This is a genomic window from Nocardia sp. NPDC059764 (assembly GCF_042732555.1).
Taxonomy (GTDB): Bacteria; Actinomycetota; Actinomycetes; order Mycobacteriales; family Mycobacteriaceae; genus Nocardia.
In genome coordinates this window covers 12,680-32,332 of record NZ_JBHWHH010000075.1, presented here as the reverse complement: position 1 = coordinate 32,332, position 19,653 = coordinate 12,680, and the positions used below count along the sequence as shown (strand labels likewise).

Genomic DNA, 19,653 nt, shown 5'->3' with positions numbered 1-19,653 from the left:
CAGATACGGCGGTGTCTTGTCTCGACCGGTCGAGACAAGACACCGCCGTATCTGCGTTCGTACACCTCAGGATTCGTCGAGAGCCGAGGCGAAAGCCACCGGCGGTCCTCGGCTACACCATCGTGTCGCCGACGGGCAGGCCGAAGGCGTGGTTGCCGTACATGACGTACACGCGCTCGGCGTCATTGGCGGCGTGCACTCGGCCGGCGTGTGCGTCACGCCAGAAGCGTTGCAGCGGGGTGCCTTCGGTGAGCGCGGTTGCCCCCGAGGCCTCGAACAGCCGGTCGATGGAGGCGATGGCCCGGCCGGTGGCCCGCACCTGGTCGCGCCGGGCCTCCGCGCGCAGTGCGAACGGGACGTCGCGGCCCGCGGCGAGGTGGGCGTATTGCTCGGCGACATGACCGGACAGTTGCCGCCAGGCGGCATCGATGTCGCTGGCGGCCTCGGCGATCCGCACCTTGCCGAACGGATCGTCCTTGGCCTGCTCCCCGGCGAACGCCGCTCGCACCCGCGTGCCCTGATGCTCGACGTGCGCGGCGTAGGCTCCGTAGGCCATGCCCACGATCGGGGTGGAGATGGTGGTGGGATGGATGGTTCCCCAGGGCATCCGGTACACCGGATCGGTATTGAGCTCCAGGCCGGGCGATCGCAGCTCGCCCATGGCCTTGAAGCTGAGGAAGCGGTGCTCGGGGACGAATACCCGCTCGACGACAACGGTATTGGATCCGGTCCCCCGCAGCCCGACCACATGCCAGACATCGTCGATGCGGTAGTCGTGGCGGGGGATGAGGAACGAGCCGAAGTCGACCGTCTTGCCGTCGGCGAGCACCGGTCCTCCGGTCAGCACCCAGTCGGCGTGATCACAGCCCGACGACCACGCCCATGCCCCGGTCACCAGATAGCCGCCCTCGACCTTCGTGCCCGCGCCCATGGGTGCGTAGGAGGAGGCGACGCGGGTATCGGCGTTCTCGCCCCACACATCCTGCTGTGCCTGCTGATCGAACAGGGCCAGATGCCAATTGTGGATGCCGAGGATGCCGGCCACCCAACCGGTGGAACCGCAGGCACTCGCGATGCTGCGGACGGTGTCGTAGAAGACGACCGGGTCCGCGGCGCGACCGCCCCACTGGCGGGGTTGCAGCAGGGTGAAGAAGCCGGTCTCCTGCAGGTCCTTGATGGACTGGTCCGGAATCCGGCGTAGCTGTTCGGTCTCCTGGGCACGTTCACGCAAGGTCGGTAGTACCGCTGCGACGCGGTTGGTGATTTCCTGGGTCATCTCGCGGGACGCTCCTGCCGATCGGGTGGAGGATTGCCCCCACCGCCAATTTATAGAACACGTTCTAGTGAATATCGGGCAGTAGCGGGTGTGCGGCTAGTGGAGTAAATGACCGAAAAGTAGGGACTTTCGACCATTGCTGACGGCTCTCCGTATATCCGAAGCTGACTCATATTCTGGAACAGGTTCTAGCGAAGAGGAGTGCGTGATGGTTGCGAACCCCCAGGGCCGCGGCGGCAGGATCCGCGAAATCGACGTGGGCTCCGCGCCCAGCCGGTATGCCCGGGGCTGGCACTGCCTCGGCCTCGCCGAGGACTTCCGCGACGGTAAACCGCACTCGGTCAACGCGTTCGGCGCCAAGCTCGTCCTCTGGGCCGACAGCACGGGCGCACTGAAGGTGCTGGACGCCTACTGCCGCCACCTCGGCGGAGACCTCGCCATGGGAAAGATCAAGGGCGACAACGTCGCGTGCCCGTTCCACGACTGGAGTTGGGGCGGTGACGGCAAATGCAAGGACATCCCCTACGCACGCCGGGTTCCGCCCTTGGCTCGCACCCGGTCCTGGCTCACGCTCGAACGCAACGGGCAGCTGTTCGTCTGGCACGACCACGAGGGCAACCCACCCGCCCCCGAGGTGACGATCCCTTATGCCCCGGGCGCCTACGTCGACGCCGCGGGCGGCAACCTGGAAACGATGGACCCCGGCTGGACGCCGTGGACCTGGCGCTCGATTCTCATCGAGGGTTCCAACTGTCGCGAGATCATCGACAACATCGTCGACATGGCGCACTTCTTCTACATCCACTACGCCTTCCCGACGTTCTTCAAGAACGTCTTCGAGGGCGAGGTCGCCACGCAGTACCTCGAGACCAAGGGCCGCCCCGACGTCGCGACGGGCGCCAAGTACGGGGGCGACACTCTGCTGACCTCGCAAGCGTCGTACTTCGGGCCGTCGTACATGATCAACACCCTGCTCAACAACTACGGCGGGTTCGAGGTGAGCAGCGTGCTCGTCAACTGCCACTACCCGATCAGCCAGGACTCGTTCGTCCTGCAGTACGGCATCACCCTGGAGAAGCCCGACGGCCTGCCCGACGACGCGGCCGACCGGCTGGCCGCCAAGATGGCCGAGGGCATCGCGGCGGGCTTCCTCCAGGACGTGGAGATCTGGAAACACAAGTCCAAGATCGAGAACCCACTGCTGTGCGACGAGGACGGTCCGATCTACCAGCTGCGCCGCTGGTACGAACAGTTCTACGTGGACGTTGCCGACATCGACCCGAAATCGCGGCAGCGCTTCGAATTCGAGGTCGACACGTCCAGGGCCAACGAGGCTTGGGAGGCCGAGGTCGCCGAGAACATGCGGCGCATGCGGCACGAACCCGTGCCCGCCGCCGCATCCGGGAGCACCCGCTGAAACCTTGACACGCTGACAGCGAGTGTTCGGCCACCGGCGGGCGTCTGATGGTGACCGTGATGATGTCGCGCTCGGATCAGATGTCCGCCGGTGCGCCGAGAACCTTGCTGACGTGTTGCGCGACTGTGGGGTCCAGTCGGTGGTCACGCACATCCGGCAGCGTGCGGCCGACCGGAGTGACGAGCGCGAGCGCTCGCGCGGCGGCAGCCAGGGCATCGACCGTGACCCGCGCCCCGCCGTGACCGCTCAGCGCGCCGAGCAATCCGGGCAGTGCCAGTGCGGCGAAGTGGTAGGAGTCGGCGGGGACCGAGAATGTCCGGCCCGGGACCTTCCACATCACGTCCGTCTCGGTCAGATCCACGGTGATGTCGTGGTCGACGAACAGCTTTCGAATGTCGGGCCCGCCACGTGTGTCGCCGTGCCGCGCGGTGACCGCGGCTGCCCCGCATCTGAGCAGCACGGCCTCCAGGTGCGGTGCCCGGTCCGCGCCGATCACCGCCAGCCTGCCGTGTCGTGGCGGTATTCTCTTGGCGCGCAACGCTGTTACCGCCGCGGCGGCAACCGTGGCGGTGAGCGCGTCGGTTTCGGAGATCACCAATCGCCCACTGGATGCGGCTGTGATCGATTGAACGGCGGCGGATTCCATCGCGTTCGGTCCGATGAGGAACACCGTGGTGATGTGCCGGGGCAGTTTCGCGATCCGGGCCGCGATGGAATAGGGCCGACCCGTGGTGAGCGGGACGACCGCGGTGTGCAGCACGGTGCGGTCGGCGAGTAGGGCCGCATAGTCCTCCATCGCCACCCAGCACGAGCTGTTGGTCCGATTGGTGCGTCGTCCCCACACCGCGACGACCGCGGCGCCGATACTCGCCGAACCGGGCTTTCCGGACTGTGCGGCGTTGTCCTCGTGGCCGGAGCCGATATGGATGGTCACTGCTGGTGCCTCACTCTCACGGGGCTCCGGGCGCACTCGCACGCGCGCGGGGGAGTGCTTGCCGAGTCCGGGTGCGCAGTCGCTGTGGTGGATCGACTGATCACGTCGAGCACTCCTCGTCTGAACTGCTGGGTAATAAGTTTAGAAAATAGGCAATCAGTGCGGCGCGTGCGGTCGTCCGAACTTGCCGGAGTTCCGCTCAATCGGGCCCTTCGAGGGCTTCGACCTGGTCTGAGACTACGCGCGTGAGAATGGCACGGGCAGTGCCGAGTAGTTCGGCGACCTCGGGGGTGGCGAGCTCGTAGGTCACGGAGACGCCTTCGCGGCGCGCGGTAATCAGCCCCGCGCGGCGCAGGATCGACAGCTGTTGTGACAGGTTGGCCGGCTCGATGCCGAGCTCGGCGAGCAACTCGGATACGGTCCGATTCTGCTCGCTCAGCAGCTCCAGTGTGCGAATGCGGACAGGGTGGCCCAGAGTCTTGAAGAAGTCGGCCTTCATCGGATGAAGAGGCCGCCGTAGTCCCGGCAAGTGCGTGCCGCTCCTTCCTCCGACAATGGCGATCGAATCGATGACGTCAGGTTGGTTGCCGAGTTTAGCAATATCGCAATACCAGCGGCCTGCTGCTGCCCGCCGAGTGGAGGCGAGGCCCACCACGCCGTTCGCCCCGGAGCCGGACGGCCCGCCCGGCGGTGACCTTGTCCCCTGTGGCAGGCAAGTCCGGGGCGGGATGCTCGACGCATCGGTCCCGGTCCAGGAGGAATAATGGAAGAGAATGCCGTCCCCGCAGCGAGTTTCGATCGTTCGGAACAAGACGACTTGGGCGTCGTCGTCGGCACCGATGGTTCCGAGATCTCGTATCAGGCGGTGGCGTGGGCCGCCGTCGAGGCGGACCTACGTGGCTGCGCGCTACACATCGTCACCTCGTACGCGAATCCGATCGTGCCCGGGGCGGCGGAGCTGGGGCCCGACGAAACCCGAGATCTGCGCGCGCGGGGGCAGCAGGTCCTGGCCGACGCCGCGCGGATCGCCCGCCACACCGTGCCGGGCGAAAGCCTCCACATCAGAACCGAACTCATCTTCGACATGATCACCACGGCGTTGCTCGACCGTTCGCGAAGGGCCCAGGTGCTGGTGGTCGGCAATCGGGGGCTCGGTGCGCTGCGGCGGGCGGTGCTGGGGTCGGTGAGCACCGTGGTGGCCCGGCAGTCGCAGTGCCCGGCGGTCATCGTGCACGGTGTTTCGGAAACCGAGCCGGAGTCGGTGGCCAAGCCGGTGGTGGTCGGCGTGGACGGATCGCCGAACAGCGCTCCGGCCGTCGAGTTCGCCTTCGAGGAGGCCGCGCGCCGCAAGGTGGACCTGATCGCGGTGCACGCGTGGAACGACTCCACCGGCTTCGACGCGCCCGTCCTGGGCTGGGAGTCGATCCAGAAGACCGAAGACGTGCTGCTGGGATCGGCGCTGGCCGGATACGCCGCACGGTGGCCGGAGGTGACGGTGCACCGCGTGGTGGCTTGGGACACCCCGGCTCGGGTATTGCTCCACCATGCCGAGTCGGCCCAGTTGGTGGTGGTCGGCAGCCACGGCCGCAGCGGGTTCACCGGCATGGTGCTGGGCTCGGTGAGCACCGCGCTGCTGCACACCGCGCCGTGCCCGGTGGTGGTGGTCCGTCAGCCCTCGCGAAACCGGGCCGAAGAACCCGCCGGACAGTGACCTTCGGCCGTCACCGGCGGCCCGTGAACGGACCATGCTGAAGGCAACAGCAACGCGAATTCCGAGGAAGGACAAGCGATGTCGAAACACCCCGATCCCGATACCGTCCGCGCCGCCCTGGCGCTGGCGGTGCGGGCGCCGTCGGTGCACAACACCCAGCCGTGGCTGTGGCGGGTCGGGGACACCACGGTGCACCTGTACGCCGACGACAGCCGACGGCTGCCCTACACCGATCCCGACAGTCGTGAGCTCGTCGTGAGTTGTGGTGCGGCACTGCACCATCTGCAGGTCGCGTTGCGTGCGTCCGGCTGGGAGCCGGTGGTGCACCGATTCCCGAACCCCGCGGAACCGCGGCACCTCGCGTCGGTGGAGTTGCGGCCGGGCGCCGTCGACGAGACGGCGGTCCGGGCGGCCCGCGCGATCGCGCAGCGACGCAGTGACCGTCGCCGCTTCACCTCGTGGGAGGTGCCGTCGGCGCAGGTGTCGGCGATCGCCGCCGCCGGTGCGGAGGTATCCGGAGTCCAGGTCCGCGAGGTCGACACGGCCGGTGAGCACGCCCGCCTGGTGCGCGCTTTCGTCGACGCGGCGACCGCGCACCGCGGTGATGCGGCCTACAACGCCGAACTGGCGCAGTGGAGCGGGCATCACGCCGACCCGCAAGGCGTTCCCGCGCGCAACGCGGTCGCGTCCTCGGACCCGACCGTGCGGCCGTTCGGCGACCCGCGCCTGTCCGAGGCGGTGGTTCGTGACACCGACGAGGAGGCCCGCATGTTGCTGGTGTGCACCGCCGCCGACGACCTGTCCGCCTGGCTGGGCGCCGGCGAGGCGGCCAGCGCGGCGCTGCTCGAAGCCACGGTGCGCGGACTGGCCACCTGCGCGCTGAGCGAACCGCTCGAGATCGCCGGAGTGCGGTCGAGGATCCGCCACGATCTGCTGGGTGATTTCGGTTATCCGCAACTGATCATTCGTATGGGCTGGGCGGCGACCAGCGCCGTTCCGGTGCCGGCCACACCCCGGCTGCCCTTGCACGACGTGGTGCGGCCGCTCGAGCCCGCGATCTCGTCCGGCGAGAGCTGAGAACCCGGTACCGGACAAGGAAACAGGAGAGATCATCATGACCGAGAACGCTGTCCCGCAGGCGGATCCGAATCCCGCGATCGTCGTCGCGGTGGACGGATCGGCCGTCTCGTACCAGGCCGTGGCGTGGGCGACGCTCGACGCCGCGCGGCACGGTTGCCCGTTGCGGATCGTCACCTCGATCTGCGCGCCGGTCGGGCCGGCGCCGACCGTCGTACTCAACGCCGAGGACATGGCGTGGCTGGAAGCCGAAGGTGAGCGGGTCGTCGGCGAGGCGACCCGGATCGCGTCGGAGACGCTGCCCGGCGAAGGCGTTCCGATGTCGTCGGAGGTCACGACCGAGCCGATCATCGCGCATCTGATCGCGCTCTCGCGGCACGCCCGCATGGTGGTGCTCGGCAGTCGCGGACTCGGAGCGCTGCGGCGCGGACTGCTGGGCTCGGTCACCACCGCGGTGACCCACCACGCGCACTGCCCGGTCGCGGTGATCCATTCGACCGCGGCGGCGGACCCGATCTCGGCCCGGCAGCCGGTGCTGGTCGGCGTGGACGGAACCGCGAACAGCGTCGCCGCGCTCGAGCTCGCGTTCCAGGAGGCGTCGCTGCGCAAGACCGGCCTGACCGCCGTGCACGCCTGGAGCGACGTCAGCGGACCCTATATGCCGATGGCGGGCTGGGAGACGGTCGAGGAGCAGGAGCACGCGACGTTCGCCGAGGAGATGGCCGGATACGCCGAGCGCTACCCCGATGTGCCGGTCCGGCGAATCCTGGTGAAGGACAGGCCGGTTCGGTCGATGGTGGACGAAGCCGAGCACGCGCAGCTGGTGGTCGTGGGCAGCCACGGCCGCGGCGGGTTCCTCGGCATGCTGCTGGGATCCACCAGCAACGCCCTCCTGCACGCCGTGGACTGCCCGATCATCGTGGTGCGCGGCGAGTGATCCGGCCGCAGCGGGCGCGTCGTCGACCCGGCGAGGGGTCGGCGGCGCACCCGCGCTCGCGTCCGGTCACTGCAACGGCACGGCCCAGCGCAGCAGGGTCCCCTCGCTGTCGGGGTTGCTGCCGAAGGAGAACGTGCCGCCCAGCTGTTCGGCTCGGCGGGCCAGGTTCTGCAGACCGCTGGGGGTGATGTCGGCGGGAATGCCGCGGCCGTCGTCGGCGATCAGCACGGTGAGATCGTCGGAGACGTCGATGGTGACAGCGACCGTCTCGGCGTGCGCGTGCCGGACCGCATTGGAGACCGCTTCGCGCACAACGGCTTCGGCGTGATCGGCCAACTCGGCCGCCACCACCGACAGCGGTCCGGAGATGCGCAACGAGGTGCGCAGTCCGGTGTCGGCGGTGTGCTTGCGGATGACGTCCTCGATCCGCTGCCGCAGCCGGGTGCTGCCCTCGGCGCCGCCGTGCAGGTCGAAGATGGAGGTGCGGATCTCCTGCACCACATCCTGGAGATCGTTGATGACGTCGGAGATCCGTTCCCGGATCTCGGCGGACCGGGCGCGGGCCACGGTGCCCTGCAGGCTCAGCCCGGCCGCGAACAGCCGCTGGATGACATGATCGTGCAGATCGCGGGCGATGCGGTCGCGGTCGGTGAGCACATCGAGTTCGCGCATGCGCTGCTGCGCTTCCGACAACTGGATGGCCAGGGCGGCCTGATCGGTGAAAGCCGCCGCCAATCCCTGCAATTCGTCCGAGAACGGGGCAGCCCCGGCCGGGCGGACCATGACCAGCACCCCGAAGGTCGAGTCCTGTGTGTTGAGCGGCAGCACCATCGCCGGCCCGGCGTCGAGTGCGATGTCGAGGCCGAGATCGTCACTGCGGTCCAGGCTTTGGGGCAGGCCCTGCCGGAACGCCTGCCCTACCGCCGTTCCCGCGGTCCGGACGAATCCGCTGTGCGTCTTGCCGTCGGGGCCCGAACACTGGCTGATCCGCAGGTCCTCCACATCGCCGGGGTCCCGGTCGGGTTCGTCGTCGACGGCCAGGAACGCCCAGACCGAGTCGGTGAGGGTGCGCGTGTGCGCCACGACGTGCGCGAGCACCTCCTGCGGGGCGGTTCCGGCCAGGAACTCGGTGGCGACATCGCGGGTCGCCTCGATCCAGGCCTGGCGGGTGCGGCTGGACTGGTAGAGCCGCGCGTTGTCGATGGCGGTGCCCGCGGCGGCGGCGAGCGCCTGCACGATCACCTCGTCGTCCTCGGTGAACGGTTGCCCACCGGCCTTCTCGGTCAGATACAGATTGCCGAAGACCTCGTCGCGGATGCGTACCGGGACGCCGAGGAAGGTGCGCATCGCCGGGTGGTTCGCCGGAAAGCCGACAGAGGACGGATGGTCGGCGATGTTGTCCAGTCGGATGGTCTTGGGCTGGGTGATCAGCAGCCCGAGCACGCCGCGGCCCTCGGGCAGTTCGCCGATCTCGGCGCGGGTCGCCTCGTCGATGCCCTCGTAGATGAACTGCTCGAGCGGATTCTGCCCGTGCTGGTCCTGTCCGCGCACGCCCAACGCGCCGTAGCGGGCGTTGACGAGGCTGATGGCGGTGTGCACGATGGTGCGCAGCGTCTGGTCGAGGTCGAGGCCCGAGGTGACGGCGAGCATGGCTTCGACCAGGCCGTCCATGCGATCACGGGCGTCGATGATCAACTCCACCCGGTCCTTGACCTCTACCAGCAATTCCCGTAGCCGGAGTTGGGAGAGGGTCTCGCGCACCGAATAGGACCCGTCCGGGGGCTCAACGGTCATATCGTCTTCCTGTACGTGGGGGATCCGCGCACGATTTGTCCGTTACGGCTCCCCAATTCTAGGTCGGAATCCGATTCTAGAGTCCGGACGGCGGTGGCCGTTCACCTCGACGCCGCGGGTCCGGTCACCGTCCCGTCGACATGGACAGCGCGTGGTCCAGCAGGACCCGGCGCTCGGCCGCCGCGACGGCGCGCCGGGTGCGCTCGACCGCGTCCGGGGAGACCGAGACCGAGGTGATCCCGGCCCGCACCAGGTGCTCCACGAATTCCGGCTTGGTCGAGGGCGCCTGGCCGCACAGCGAGGAGGTGATGCCCAGCGACCGCGCGCTGGTGACGATCTGTTCGATGGCGTCGAGCACGGCCTCGTCGGATTCGTCGAACAGTTCGGCGCACTCCTCGGAATCGCGGTCCACACCGAGCACGAGCTGGGTGAGATCGTTGCTGCCGATGGAGATCCCGTCGATCCCCAGTTCCACGTACTCGGGCATGCGGTACACCACCGAGGGCACCTCGGCCATGATCCAGCGGTGCAGTCCGCGCTGGCGGCCGAGCGGGCTGGCGTCGACGAGCTCCAGGCAGGCCTCCAGCTCCCAGCGGGTGCGGACGAACGGAATCATCAAGTGCACGTTCGGGGTTTGCTCGCGCACCCGTGCCAGGGCGGCCAGCTCCAGCCGGAACATCTCCGGTTGGCGGACGTAGCGGTAGCAGCCCCGGAACCCGATCATCGGGTTGTGCTCGGTGGGTTCGTAGCGACCGCCGCCCTCGAGTGCGCGGAATTCGTTGCTGCGCATATCACTGGCGCGATAGATGACCGGCCTGGTGCCGAACGCGGAGCTGATCCGGTGGATCGAGGCGGTCATGCTCTGGATGAACTTCTCGTCCTCGCCGCGGGCGATGAGGTCACGTGGGTGCCGCCCGCCCAGCGCCTGGGTCAGCAGGACCTCCGCGCGCAGCAGGCCGACGCCGTCGGCGCCGGTGGCGGCGACGCGTTCGGCGGCTTCGGGCAGCGCCAGGTTCACGTAGACGCGCGTCGCGGTGGCCTCGGGCGCGGCGACCTCGGCGACCGGGCGCGGGACGGCCGTGATCGAGGCCGGGAGCGGGTTTCCGGCGTACACCTGGCCCGCGGAACCGTCGACGGTGACCTCCTCGCCGGTGGCCAGCTGAGCGGTCGCGGTGCGGGCTCCGACGATGCACGGAATGCCGAGTTCGCGGGCCACGATGGCGGCGTGGCAGGTCATGCCGCCGCTGTCGGTCACCACCGCGGCGGCCCGCGACAGCGTCGGCAGCCAGTCGGGGTTGGTCATCGGAGCGACCAGGATCTCGCCGTCCGCGAGGGCGGAACCCTCTGCGGGCGAACGCAATACGCGGACCGGTCCGCTGGCGCGACCGGGCGCGGCGGCCAGGCCGCGGACCAGGACCCGGCCCTCGACCGTATGCGCCATGGGTGGCTTCGCGTCGGCGTCGTCAGGTAGCACGGTGATCGGCCGGGCCTGCACCAGCCACAGGTGCTCGTCGTCGAAGGCCCATTCGACATCCTGGGGGCGGCCGCCGTGGTGGGCTTGCACCTCGAGCGCGAGCCGGGCCACGGCCAGGGCCTGGTCCTCGGTGAGCGCGGGGGCCTGGGCCTCGGATTCGGAGAGCTGGACGCGCCGGTCGCCGCTGGGGCCCGGCACGATGACGAAGCTCTGGCGGCCGATCTGGCTGGTGAGCAGTGTCGGCCCCGCGGCGTCGAGGACATAGGTATCGGGTGTGACCGCCCCGGACACCACCACCTCGCCCTGGCCCCGCGCCGCGTCGATGACGATGCGGTCGAGCGAGCCGGTGGCGGGGTCGGCGGTGAACGCGACCCCCGCCGAGCGGGCGGTGACCATGCGCTGGACGACCACGGCCATCTCGGGTCGATCGTGCATGCCGCGTCGCGCCCGATAGGTCAGCACGCGCGGCGTGAACAGCGAAGCCCAGCAGTCGGCGAGGGCGGTGATCACCTCGTCGTCGCCGTGAATATTGGTGCGCGACACGTTCATTCCCGCGAAGGACGCGTTCGCGCTGTCCTCGCCGACGGCCGAGGACCGGACAGCCACCGCGACATCGTCACCGAGCCGGTGGTACGCCGAGAGGACCGCGTCGCGGACCGAGGGCGGGATCGGGGTGTCGTGGACGAGGTCGCGCATGCGGCGGCACAGCTCGTCGAGCTGCTGCGTGTCGGTGCGCGAAGCCCCGGCCGCCATGGTGAGCCCCCGAGTGTGCAACTCGTCGAGTTCGGGGCCGTGCGCGCCGGTCTGGATCACCTCCTCGTAGGCGGAGGCGAGGACGACGAAACCCGGTGGCACGGGTAGCCGCGCGGCGACCAGTTCGCCGAGATTGGCGCCCTTACCGCCGGCGCGGTCGGCGTCGGTCAGTCGCAGTTCGTCGAAGGTAGCGACATAGTCACCCATGATTACTCCAGGAGTTCTTCGACCCCGGCAGCAGCAACAACAGCAGGATCGGGATGGTGAGGACGAGTAATGCGCACAGCAGCACCGTCGGTGATGCGCCGGTGAGTTCGAGGCCGGTGATGACGAAGGGCAGTGCGACAACGAACAGGGGAGCGTGGCGGATGGTCACGGACGGCCCTCGGGGGTTTCGAAAATGCCTGCCGCGGTGAGGATGCCGCCGAAGTCGGCGCCGAGCAGCACGCGGCACAGCGAGGCGGGCAGCTGGGCGAGGACGTGGTCGAGCTGGCCGGGGGAGAACAGTTGCGCCAGCGCGTCGGTCACCGCGGCGGCGGACCGCCGCGCCTCCTCCTCCGACAGATCCGCCGACCGGGCGAACTGGAGCAGGAACGACTGCGGATCGTGCGGCACCGGCACCCGACCGGGCATCCAGCCCTCGTAGTAGACGCCCCGCAGCAGCGTGGGCAGTTGTGCGCTCAGATGCGCTGCCGCACCGATGTCGAGGCGATCGCGCACCGTGTGCAGCCAGGCCCGCAGCGCCTGGTGCGCGGCCATCCGGTCCTCGGTGCCGAGGCGGTCGGCGACGGTGCGCAGCCAGACGCGGCCGGTATGGATCGCGGGCGCGAACGGGTCGGTGTGATGGCTCATCGGCGTGGCCTTTCTCGCGGAAGGAAGGTCAGGGGTGGGTCGGGATGGCCTGCGGCCGGGGCAGTTTCAGTTCCTGGGCGACGGTGTCGATCCAGGCGGTGATGGCGGTCCAGTCGCGCAGGTCGCCGTAGCGGCTGCCGCCGAGCAGGCGGTACAGGGCGCGGGCCGGGAGTGAGACGCCCGCGCGTTCGTAGTGACCGGCGAACGCGCGGTATCCGCGCGGCATGACCGCGTCGCGCACCTCGGCGATCCGCTTCGGGACGGCCCGGCCCATCAGGTGCCCGAGCGGGCCGACCAGGGCGGGGCCGAGGCCGACGCTGAACAGCCAGACGGGCCGTGCGCGCAGTTCATGACGGTGGTCGCGGACGAAGCCCTCCAGCTCCGGCAGCAGGGCGCGGTCGTGGACGGCGCTGCCGAGGATCAGGGCGTTGAAGCGAGTCGGGTCCGGGGCGTGTTCGGCGTCGGCGACCTCGACGGTCGCGCCGCGGGCCGAGAGCGAGGCGCCGATGAAATCGGCGATCTCGCGCGTGGACCCTTGCGCGGAGGCGTAGACGACGGCGATGCGGGGGGCTGTGGTTTCCATGTGTCGAGCGTGCTCGCGTGGGCGAAATTCGGTGAGAGGACTCGTACCCGCGTCGGTCGGGACCATGGTCCCCGGCATCGCCGTCAGCCCGCCGCGGCGGTGGGCTGTTCCAGTCCGGACAGCGCCCCGGCGAGCATCCGGCGCACCTCTTCGGCCGAGGACGCCAGTTCGGGCCGGGCCAGGACCTGGACGAGCACGGTCGGATCGACGGCCTCGACCAGGACACCGGTGTCCTCGGCGCGGATGACCACGGTGCAGGGCATCAGGAGCCCGGCCTCGCGGTCGGTGGCCAGGGCCAGGCCCGCGAGCTGGGGATTGCAGACGCCGAGGATCAGATACTCCTCGATGTGCTCGCCGGTCCGCTCCCGCAGCGACGCCTGCACATCGAATTCGGTCACGACCCCGAATCCGCGATCTCGCAACGCTGTTCGGGTTCGATCCACCGCTTCGGAGAACGTGGTGGCCAGATGGACCGCGATGGCCGGGGCGGGGGACACCGGGATCCGGATCTCGGTGATCAGCAGCCGGGGATCGCTCACCTCGTCCGGCCCGACGAGATACGCCTCGGTCGGCGGGCCCACCGGACGATAACCGGCCTGCCGCAGCCACTCCCGCAGGGCACGATAGGCCGCGTCGATCTCGCCGTAGCCGCCGCGGTGGCTGGTGCGGGCCACCAGGATCGGGGACTGGATGACCAGTTCCGCCCCGGAACTCGGTCCCAGCGCCGGGGCCGCCTCGATCGGCAGCCCGAAGTCGACGACGATGGCGTCCTCGGCGGGAAGCTCCCGATGGAACGTGATCGTCGGTGCGCCGTTCGCGGTGAGACCCGCCTTCTCGGCGACCTCGCTCAGCCGGCCCATCCCGCTGACGATGCCCTCGCTCAACAGGTCCGGGCGGATCTCCAACGGGATGCGCAGGACCGCCTGCGGCGGTGTCTCGCACACGTTGACCCGGTATTCCATCGCACGCCTCCTTCGATTGCCGTCCCATCAGCCTGCGCACGGGCCGGTCACGGTTCCAGAGGAGAAGGTCCCGGTGGGGCGGGAACAAGGCGATGACCCTGCCGTGACGAGCGTCGCGAGGGGACCAAGGTCCTGAGATCGCCCGACCTCTGCGGCGATACGCGCGGGGCCAAGAGCTCCCTCAATGCCGACCTTGGACGCTGTGTGACGCGGCTCACCCGGGCCAGAATTGTCTTATCGGCCAACAAGCTCACCGGCTCGAAGTACGAAGGACGACAACGGCGTCGTCCGAACGGGATCCCCGCCACAACGGCGTAGCGGAGCACTCGCGAAGACCAGGACTTCGGCCGGGGGCACGGGCCGTCATCACAGCCGTTCGTCGGCGGCGAGGACGAAGTAGTTCTCCTCCTCCTGCAGGAAGTGCAGGCGTAGGACGGCGTGCAGCCCGTAGAGGCACGCGAGCAGATCGTCGATCTGGTCGGGATCGAAACCGTCACGCGCCCGCGCCAATTCGAGGTGCGTGCCGATTCTCGTGGTCAAGCGCTGGATCTCGGCGTGCGCCCGGCTCATGGTCGCCGTCGCCTCGGATCCGCCGAGCGGCCCGGCCAGCGCGGGATAGAGCTTCGTCTCCTCGGCCCGCTCGTGCGGCAGCAGATCCTCGACCAGGAAGCGGTACGCGGCCTCGAGCGCCTTCAAGGCTTCGGCATCGGGGCGTTCCGCGATTCGATCGGCCACCGCCCGCAATGTGGCCAGCGTGTCGCGCAGGGTGTCGTGTTCGGCGGCGAAATGCCGGAGCAGTTCATCGGTGTCGACCGGCACGGCGCGCCCGCTCGCGGGGCCGGACCGCAAGGCCCGCAGCGCGTTCAGGATGACGGCGACGTCGATCGCCTCCTGGAGCAGTGCGCCGGCCGCGGGCGGCAGCCACCCGGCGGCCGCGACGACCATGGCCAGCAGGGACAGCCCCATCCCGATGGTCGCGCTCTCCACCGCGATGCGGCGTGACCGGCGCGCGATGTCCATGGCGTCGGCGAGCCGGTCCAGCCGGTCGGTGGTGAGGACGATGTCGGCGGCCTCCGACGACGCGGTCGATCCGCGCGCGCCCATGGCGACGCCGACCGTTGCCGCCGCCAGCGCCGGGGCATCGTTGATGCCATCGCCGACCATCACCGTCACGTGCTGGTCGCTCTCCCGCCGGACGGCCTCGACCTTGTCGGCCGGGCTCTGATTGGCGTACACCTCGTCCAGGCCCAGCACGGTGGCGACCTCCCGTGCGGGTTCGGGGCGATCACCGGTCAGCATGACGAGCCGGTTCAGTCCCGCCTCGCGCAGCCGCCGCAGCGTGCGGGGCGCGTGCCGCCGCAACGGGTCGCGCAGCAACACGGCCCCGAGCGGGTCGTCGTCGACGGTGACCCAGGCGATCGCGGCGGAATCGAGCCGGGCTCGATTCATGACCGGCCGGGCCCAGTCCGGAACGGTCGCGCCGTCGGGCAGTTTGCCGACCTGCACGCGGCGGCCGTCCACCACACCGCTCACGCCGTGCCCCGCCCGTTCGGAAACCTCGGTGGCGACCTCTGGTCGCAGGCCCCGCGCCAGCGCCTCTGTCACGATCGCCGCCGCCAGGACATGCGGCGAGAGCTGATCGACCGAGGCGGCCAGCCGCAGCAGCCACGCCGGATCCGTGCCCGGGGCCGCGGCCACCTCCGTGACCACGGGCCGCCCGGCGGTGACGGTTCCGGTCTTGTCCATCACCAGAGTGGTTGCGTGGCCGAGGTTCTCCAACGCCCCACCACCGCGGACCACCACGCCGACGCGGGAAGCCCGGGACAGTCCCGACACGATCGCGACCGGCGCGGCCAGCAACAACGGACAGGGCGTGGCGACCACCAGCACCGCCACCGCCCGGGTCGGCGAACCACTGAACCAGTAGGCCGCCGCGGCGACGGCGAGGGTGAGGGGGAGGAACCAGGCGGCGTAGCGGTCGGCCAGGCGGACGGTGGGCGCGGTGTCGGCCCCGGCCTCCCGGGCCAGACGTACGATGCCGGCGTAGGTGCTCTCCTCGGCGGTCGCGGTCGCCCGCATCTCGAATACCGCACCGGCATTGAGCACGCCGCTGCGGACCGGTTCCCCGGCGGCCCGTTCGACCTGCAACGGTTCCCCCGTCAACGCCGATTCGTCCAGCACCGCAACCGAATCCAGGATCCTGCCGTCGGTCGGCACCACCTCTCCGGCGGCGATGACCAGGATGTCGCCCGGGGCGATCTCGTCGAGGCCGACGACCCGCACCACCGCTCCGCGTCGGCGCCGTGCCGATCGCGGGGCCCGTTCGAGGAGCGCTCGCAGATCCCGCGTCGCGCGGCGTTCGGCCGCCGCGTCGAGGGCGTGCCCGCCGCTGAGCATGACCGCGATCAACGCCCCGGCGAGGTATTCGTGCACCAACAGTGTGCCGCCCAGCGACAGCACCGCGATGAGATCGACGCCCGCCCGCCCGCGCCGCAGCGCCGAGATCACCCACCACAGCGCCGGCACGATGGCGACCACCGTGCCCGCGGCCCACCACCGGTCGGCGACCGTGCTCGCACCGGCCACCCGGGCGATCACGCCCGCCAGCAGCGGCACGATGGTGCCGGCCAACAGCAACGCGCTCGCGACACCGGTGTACCGCTCCCACCGATGCCGGTCTCGTGATTCGGGCACCAGGATGCTCCCTTCCCGCCGGGATCGTGTTCTTCTGAAGTGCACCGCACGAATGCGGCGCACCACAGGGCCACAGTCCCTTGGAAAGACTGCCTTTGGACCTGTCAGCCCGTGATCGATCGCGCAGCGCGCAGCCCGGACGCGTAGGCCCCGTGAACGGTGCCGAAGGAGTCCCGGTGGGTGGCCTCACCCGCGAAATGGATACGGTCGTCGATGCTCGCCGCGAGGTGATCGCGCATCTCCGGAGTGGAACCGACCTTGTTGAACGAGTACGACCCGTGCGCGTACGGGTCCTGCGCCCAGCGCGTGATCTGGTAATCCAGCGGTGCGGGAATGCCGGGCCCGTACATCGTGCGCAAGGTGCTCATCGCGCCCGCGACCACGTCCGCGTCGGACCGGTTCTCGTTCGAGCGGCCGAAGTCGGCGGCGTTGAAGCCGAGCAGGATCGGCTGCCCGGCGGCGCGGGAGAAGTTGATCCACTGTTCCCATTGCCCGGTTCCCATTGCCCGGTCCGATCGAGACCCGGGACATAGGTCAGCCAGTCGGTATCCGGCCAGAACTTCGCGGGGAAACGCAGATAGCACTTGTCGAGAACGCCCATGCCGAGCTTGTCGACGGCGGTCGCCTTGTCGGCGGGCAGGCCGGGCGTGAATTCGACGGCGCCGCTCTGCAATACGCCCAGTGGCAGCGTGACCACGACATGGTCGCCGCGGAAGACCTCGGCGCGGGTGGTGACGGTGACCCCGGTATCGTTCCAGTCCACGCGCTCGACCTCCTGTCCGGTGCGCACGGTCAGGCCGGTGGCGAGGAACGCGGGGATCGCCGAGAAGCCACTGGGGAACAGGACGTCTGTGCCCTTGATCTTGGCGTCGCTGTCGAAATACAGGCCGGACAGCTCGTCGACGCTGCCGGAGTACTCGTGCTCGTAGTCGTTGAGGACGGAGGCGACCAGCGTCTTGTCCGGATCGGCGAGCGACGGCCAGTTCACCGCTCGCTGTGCCACCGCCCGAACCGACGTGTCCCGCTCCGCCTCATCGTCGTCGCGATCCTGATTGTCGCGCAGCGCTTTCGCGATCCGGGACCGCCATTGCCCGATCGCGGCCGCCGTGGCGTCGTCGACCGGGTGTCCGTCCGTGCCGTAATCGGTGCCGTTGTCGTAACTGGTCGATACCGTGGCCGCACCGGCTCGGCGAGCCAGATCGGTGATCGGATTGCCGTCGACGCCGTGGATCCAGGTCGCGCCCAGGTCCGCGGGCGCGTCCGCCCAGTGGGTGCTGGTCCACACGCGCCCGCCGATTCGATCGCGTGCCTCCACCACGACGACGTCGTGGCCCTGGTCGGTGAGTGATCGGGCCGCGGCCAGACCCGCGATCCCCGCGCCGATGACGATGACGCGCTGTCGCGCGCCCGTCGGCGGCGCGGTGCCGGAGTCGTCGCACGCGGCGGCCGCCGCAAAAGCCAAGGTGGACAAGGCGGTTGCCCGCAGGAATCCGCGCCGCTGCATCGTCATGAGTGCCGACCGATCTGTCGTGGCGGCTCGCTTCCAGACCTGGCCGCCGCGACCTCGTAAAATGAGCAATTGATACACCAAAGAATACTCTGAGACATCGGTGTGTCAAAAGAGACTGATGGAGTTCAATCAACGATGCGTACCGATGCCGCGGAAGTGCTGGACTCGGCGATCCCCGTGCTGGCCAAGGATCGCGGGGCGTCGATGCAGGTCATCGCCACCCGCGCCGGTATCAGCCGGGCGACCCTGACCCGCCTGTTCCCGACCCGCCAGGTGCTGGTTCGGGCGATGGCCGAGAAGATCCTCGACGACTGCGACCGGATCCTGACCGAGGCCGAAAGCCCCGGGGCCGCTATGGACGCGGTCCTGGGCCTGCTGATCCGGGAGTATCAGCCGTTCGCGCAGCTGTGGAACCTCGTCTACGTCGAGCCGGATGCGACGGGGGAGCCGCTCGCGCGATCGGAGGAGATCTTCACCAGGATCGTCTCGCTTCTGGTCACCGGCCAGGACGCGGGTGTGCTGCGCCGCGACATGCCCGGGGTCTGGCTGGCGTCCACGTTCTGCGGGCTGGCCGAGACGGCCTGGGAACTCACCCTCGAAGGTCATATGGGTGCGCGCCAGGTTCCGGGCTTCCTCGAAGTCGTCCTGCTGAACGGGCTCGGCGCTGGGTAGGCGCTGCCCGGTGCCGGAAGGACGTCCGAGATGGGACCTTCGACCCTGTGGGGCGGACGGGCACCGATGATGACATTGGACCCCGGGGGGAACGCATTGTGCCAGGGGACCAGGAAGGGTTGTCAGTTCATGCGCGCGTACGAAGCTCTATCGGTCCGAATGCGCTTGTGGCCGCAGGTATTCGGCCCACGGGCGTGTCGGGTGTCCGGAGCTGTCGCGTGAGCGGGCGTGCCGAGCATTCCCGTGCCGAGCATTCCTTCGGCCCCCGCGCGACCGTGGCCATGGGCCGCGAGGAGGCGCTGCGGCTGTTGGCGAGCGTGCCCTTCGGGCGGGTGATCTTCACCCGTGACGCGCTGCCCGCCGTGCGGCCGGTGAACCACCTGGTCGACAACGGCGAGATCGTCATCGTGCGGACCCGGCTCACGTCGCGGCTCACCTCGACGGTGCGCGCGGACGAAAACGTCGTCGTGGCCTTCGAAGCCGATGACATCGATCCCGTCGAACAGCTGGGATGGTCGGTGGTGGTGACGGGTATCGCCCGTCCGGTGACCGATCCGGAGCGCGTCGCCCGGTACGAGGCGATGCTGCACCCGTGGGTGGACGGGAAGATGGATTCCATCGTCGCCATCGAGCCCACCCTGGTGACCGGGGTGCGGCTCGTGGCGAAGAAGGCGGGATAGTCGCGCCGCCGCGGGCTCAGGCGTAGGGGTCGTCGATCTCCCAATCCGCGTCGTCATCGGTGTCCTCGTCGCTCTCGGTGTCGGTGCCGGTGAAGCGCAGCCGGGCAACGACTTTCGTTCGACCGTCGTGGTCGGAACGCGTGATCTCCACTTCGCCGCGCAGCTTGTCCGGGAGTGGGAGCGCGCCGGTGGTGCCGCCGCTGCCGTAGGTGATGGCGCCCCTGGCGTCGAGCTCGTCGGCGAGCTCCCGCAATTGGTCGGCGAGTTCGACGCGGTCGAGGGTGCGCTGCTCTTCGTAGATCTTGTGGTGTGTCATGCATGAAGCAC

At 69.4% G+C, this 19,653-nt stretch carries 17 protein-coding genes and 1 pseudogene; 6 read left to right on the top strand and 12 right to left on the bottom strand.

Annotated features, from left to right (window positions below; genetic code table 11):
* Positions 1 to 112: 112 nt before the first annotated feature.
* Positions 113 to 1,276, bottom strand: coding sequence for a 3-hydroxy-9,10-secoandrosta-1,3,5(10)-triene-9,17-dione monooxygenase oxygenase subunit (gene hsaA, locus ACFV4K_RS18470; protein ID WP_379276238.1), 1,164 nt, complete (start codon positions 1,274 to 1,276; stop codon positions 113 to 115).
* A gap of 208 nt (positions 1,277 to 1,484) precedes the next feature.
* Between hsaA and ACFV4K_RS18465 the strand changes: the two genes are divergently transcribed.
* On the top strand, positions 1,485 to 2,693 hold the full coding sequence (locus ACFV4K_RS18465) for a Rieske 2Fe-2S domain-containing protein (RefSeq protein ID WP_379276236.1): 1,209 nt from the start codon (positions 1,485 to 1,487) through the stop codon (positions 2,691 to 2,693).
* 76 nt (positions 2,694 to 2,769) lie between these two features.
* Here the strand turns inward: ACFV4K_RS18465 and ACFV4K_RS18460 are convergent, their stop codons facing one another.
* Both ACFV4K_RS18460 and ACFV4K_RS18455 read right to left on the bottom strand, forming a co-directional pair.
* Positions 2,770 to 3,627, bottom strand: a complete 858-nt coding sequence (locus ACFV4K_RS18460; protein WP_379276235.1) for a hypothetical protein — start codon at positions 3,625 to 3,627, stop codon at positions 2,770 to 2,772.
* 199 nt (positions 3,628 to 3,826) lie between these two features.
* Positions 3,827 to 4,126: an ArsR/SmtB family transcription factor gene (locus tag ACFV4K_RS18455; RefSeq protein ID WP_379276240.1), complete on the bottom strand. Its 300-nt coding sequence runs from the start codon at positions 4,124 to 4,126 to the stop codon at positions 3,827 to 3,829.
* 264 nt (positions 4,127 to 4,390) lie between these two features.
* Here ACFV4K_RS18455 and ACFV4K_RS18450 point away from each other — a divergent pair, with 264 nt between their 5' ends.
* The 3 genes from ACFV4K_RS18450 (at position 4,391) to ACFV4K_RS18440 (ending at position 7,352) form a co-directional block, all read left to right on the top strand.
* Positions 4,391 to 5,338 carry a universal stress protein gene (locus tag ACFV4K_RS18450; protein WP_379276234.1) on the top strand — a complete coding sequence of 316 codons (948 nt, stop codon included), beginning with the start codon at positions 4,391 to 4,393 and terminating at the stop codon, positions 5,336 to 5,338.
* Between the two features lie 78 nt (positions 5,339 to 5,416).
* A complete protein-coding gene (locus ACFV4K_RS18445) occupies positions 5,417 to 6,415 on the top strand; it encodes an Acg family FMN-binding oxidoreductase (RefSeq protein WP_379276233.1) in 999 nt (332 codons plus the stop codon).
* Between the two features lie 37 nt (positions 6,416 to 6,452).
* Positions 6,453 to 7,352, top strand: coding sequence for a universal stress protein (locus ACFV4K_RS18440; protein WP_379276232.1), 900 nt, complete (start codon positions 6,453 to 6,455; stop codon positions 7,350 to 7,352).
* A gap of 66 nt (positions 7,353 to 7,418) precedes the next feature.
* Here ACFV4K_RS18440 and ACFV4K_RS18435 read toward each other — a convergent pair whose 3' ends face one another.
* The 8 genes and pseudogenes from ACFV4K_RS18435 to ACFV4K_RS18400 form a co-directional block, all read right to left on the bottom strand.
* Complete coding sequence (locus ACFV4K_RS18435; RefSeq protein WP_379276231.1) at positions 7,419 to 9,146, bottom strand: GAF domain-containing sensor histidine kinase; 1,728 nt, start codon at positions 9,144 to 9,146, stop codon at positions 7,419 to 7,421.
* 124 nt (positions 9,147 to 9,270) lie between these two features.
* Positions 9,271 to 11,580: a phosphoenolpyruvate synthase gene (ppsA, locus tag ACFV4K_RS18430; RefSeq protein WP_379276230.1), complete on the bottom strand. Its 2,310-nt coding sequence runs from the start codon at positions 11,578 to 11,580 to the stop codon at positions 9,271 to 9,273.
* Positions 11,573 to 11,749 carry a hypothetical protein gene (locus ACFV4K_RS18425; protein ID WP_379276229.1) on the bottom strand — a complete coding sequence of 59 codons (177 nt, stop codon included), beginning with the start codon at positions 11,747 to 11,749 and terminating at the stop codon, positions 11,573 to 11,575. Before ACFV4K_RS18425 ends, ppsA begins: the two co-directional genes overlap by 8 nt.
* The gene (locus ACFV4K_RS18420) at positions 11,746 to 12,225 is read right to left on the bottom strand and encodes a DUF2267 domain-containing protein (protein ID WP_379276228.1); all 480 of its coding nucleotides are present in this window, start codon (positions 12,223 to 12,225) and stop codon (positions 11,746 to 11,748) included. Before ACFV4K_RS18420 ends, ACFV4K_RS18425 begins: the two co-directional genes overlap by 4 nt.
* Before the next feature lie 28 nt (positions 12,226 to 12,253).
* Complete coding sequence (locus ACFV4K_RS18415) at positions 12,254 to 12,808, bottom strand: flavodoxin domain-containing protein (RefSeq protein ID WP_379276227.1); 555 nt, start codon at positions 12,806 to 12,808, stop codon at positions 12,254 to 12,256.
* Positions 12,809 to 12,891: 83 nt separating this feature from the next.
* On the bottom strand, positions 12,892 to 13,770 hold the full coding sequence (locus ACFV4K_RS18410) for a DUF302 domain-containing protein (protein WP_379276226.1): 879 nt from the start codon (positions 13,768 to 13,770) through the stop codon (positions 12,892 to 12,894).
* Between the two features lie 366 nt (positions 13,771 to 14,136).
* Positions 14,137 to 16,464: a heavy metal translocating P-type ATPase gene (locus tag ACFV4K_RS18405; protein ID WP_379276225.1), complete on the bottom strand. Its 2,328-nt coding sequence runs from the start codon at positions 16,462 to 16,464 to the stop codon at positions 14,137 to 14,139.
* 104 nt (positions 16,465 to 16,568) lie between these two features.
* Positions 16,569 to 17,968, bottom strand: a pseudogene (locus ACFV4K_RS18400) (flavin monoamine oxidase family protein).
* Positions 17,969 to 18,109: 141 nt separating this feature from the next.
* Between ACFV4K_RS18400 and ACFV4K_RS18395 the strand changes: the two are divergent.
* Together ACFV4K_RS18395 and ACFV4K_RS18390 are read left to right on the top strand one after the other, a co-directional pair.
* A complete protein-coding gene (locus ACFV4K_RS18395) occupies positions 18,110 to 18,646 on the top strand; it encodes a TetR/AcrR family transcriptional regulator (RefSeq protein ID WP_379276224.1) in 537 nt (178 codons plus the stop codon).
* A 281-nt stretch (positions 18,647 to 18,927) separates the two neighbouring features.
* The gene (locus tag ACFV4K_RS18390; RefSeq protein WP_379276239.1) at positions 18,928 to 19,326 is read left to right on the top strand and encodes a pyridoxamine 5'-phosphate oxidase family protein; all 399 of its coding nucleotides are present in this window, start codon (positions 18,928 to 18,930) and stop codon (positions 19,324 to 19,326) included.
* Positions 19,327 to 19,342: 16 nt separating this feature from the next.
* Here ACFV4K_RS18390 and ACFV4K_RS18385 read toward each other — a convergent pair whose 3' ends face one another.
* The gene (locus ACFV4K_RS18385) at positions 19,343 to 19,642 is read right to left on the bottom strand and encodes an amphi-Trp domain-containing protein (RefSeq protein ID WP_379276223.1); all 300 of its coding nucleotides are present in this window, start codon (positions 19,640 to 19,642) and stop codon (positions 19,343 to 19,345) included.
* Positions 19,643 to 19,653: the final 11 nt, after the last annotated feature.

Excerpts from the sequence above, each read along its gene's own strand:
- ppsA (WP_379276230.1), bottom strand. The coding sequence starts at position 11,580 with ATGGGTGACTATGTCGCTACCTTCGACGAACTGCGACTGACCGACGCC.
- ACFV4K_RS18385 (WP_379276223.1), bottom strand. The coding sequence starts at position 19,642 with ATGACACACCACAAGATCTACGAAGAGCAGCGCACCCTCGACCGCGTC.
- ACFV4K_RS18390 (WP_379276239.1), top strand. The coding sequence starts at position 18,928 with ATGGGCCGCGAGGAGGCGCTGCGGCTGTTGGCGAGCGTGCCCTTCGGG.
- ACFV4K_RS18440 (WP_379276232.1), top strand. The coding sequence starts at position 6,453 with ATGACCGAGAACGCTGTCCCGCAGGCGGATCCGAATCCCGCGATCGTC.
- ACFV4K_RS18410 (WP_379276226.1), bottom strand. The coding sequence starts at position 13,770 with ATGGAATACCGGGTCAACGTGTGCGAGACACCGCCGCAGGCGGTCCTG.
- ACFV4K_RS18445 (WP_379276233.1), top strand. The coding sequence starts at position 5,417 with ATGTCGAAACACCCCGATCCCGATACCGTCCGCGCCGCCCTGGCGCTG.
- ACFV4K_RS18395 (WP_379276224.1), top strand. The coding sequence starts at position 18,110 with ATGCGTACCGATGCCGCGGAAGTGCTGGACTCGGCGATCCCCGTGCTG.
- ACFV4K_RS18450 (WP_379276234.1), top strand. The coding sequence starts at position 4,391 with ATGGAAGAGAATGCCGTCCCCGCAGCGAGTTTCGATCGTTCGGAACAA.
- ACFV4K_RS18420 (WP_379276228.1), bottom strand. The coding sequence starts at position 12,225 with ATGAGCCATCACACCGACCCGTTCGCGCCCGCGATCCATACCGGCCGC.
- hsaA (WP_379276238.1), bottom strand. The coding sequence starts at position 1,276 with ATGACCCAGGAAATCACCAACCGCGTCGCAGCGGTACTACCGACCTTG.
- ACFV4K_RS18465 (WP_379276236.1), top strand. The coding sequence starts at position 1,485 with ATGGTTGCGAACCCCCAGGGCCGCGGCGGCAGGATCCGCGAAATCGAC.
- ACFV4K_RS18455 (WP_379276240.1), bottom strand. The coding sequence starts at position 4,126 with ATGAAGGCCGACTTCTTCAAGACTCTGGGCCACCCTGTCCGCATTCGC.
- ACFV4K_RS18415 (WP_379276227.1), bottom strand. The coding sequence starts at position 12,808 with ATGGAAACCACAGCCCCCCGCATCGCCGTCGTCTACGCCTCCGCGCAA.
- ACFV4K_RS18435 (WP_379276231.1), bottom strand. The coding sequence starts at position 9,146 with ATGACCGTTGAGCCCCCGGACGGGTCCTATTCGGTGCGCGAGACCCTC.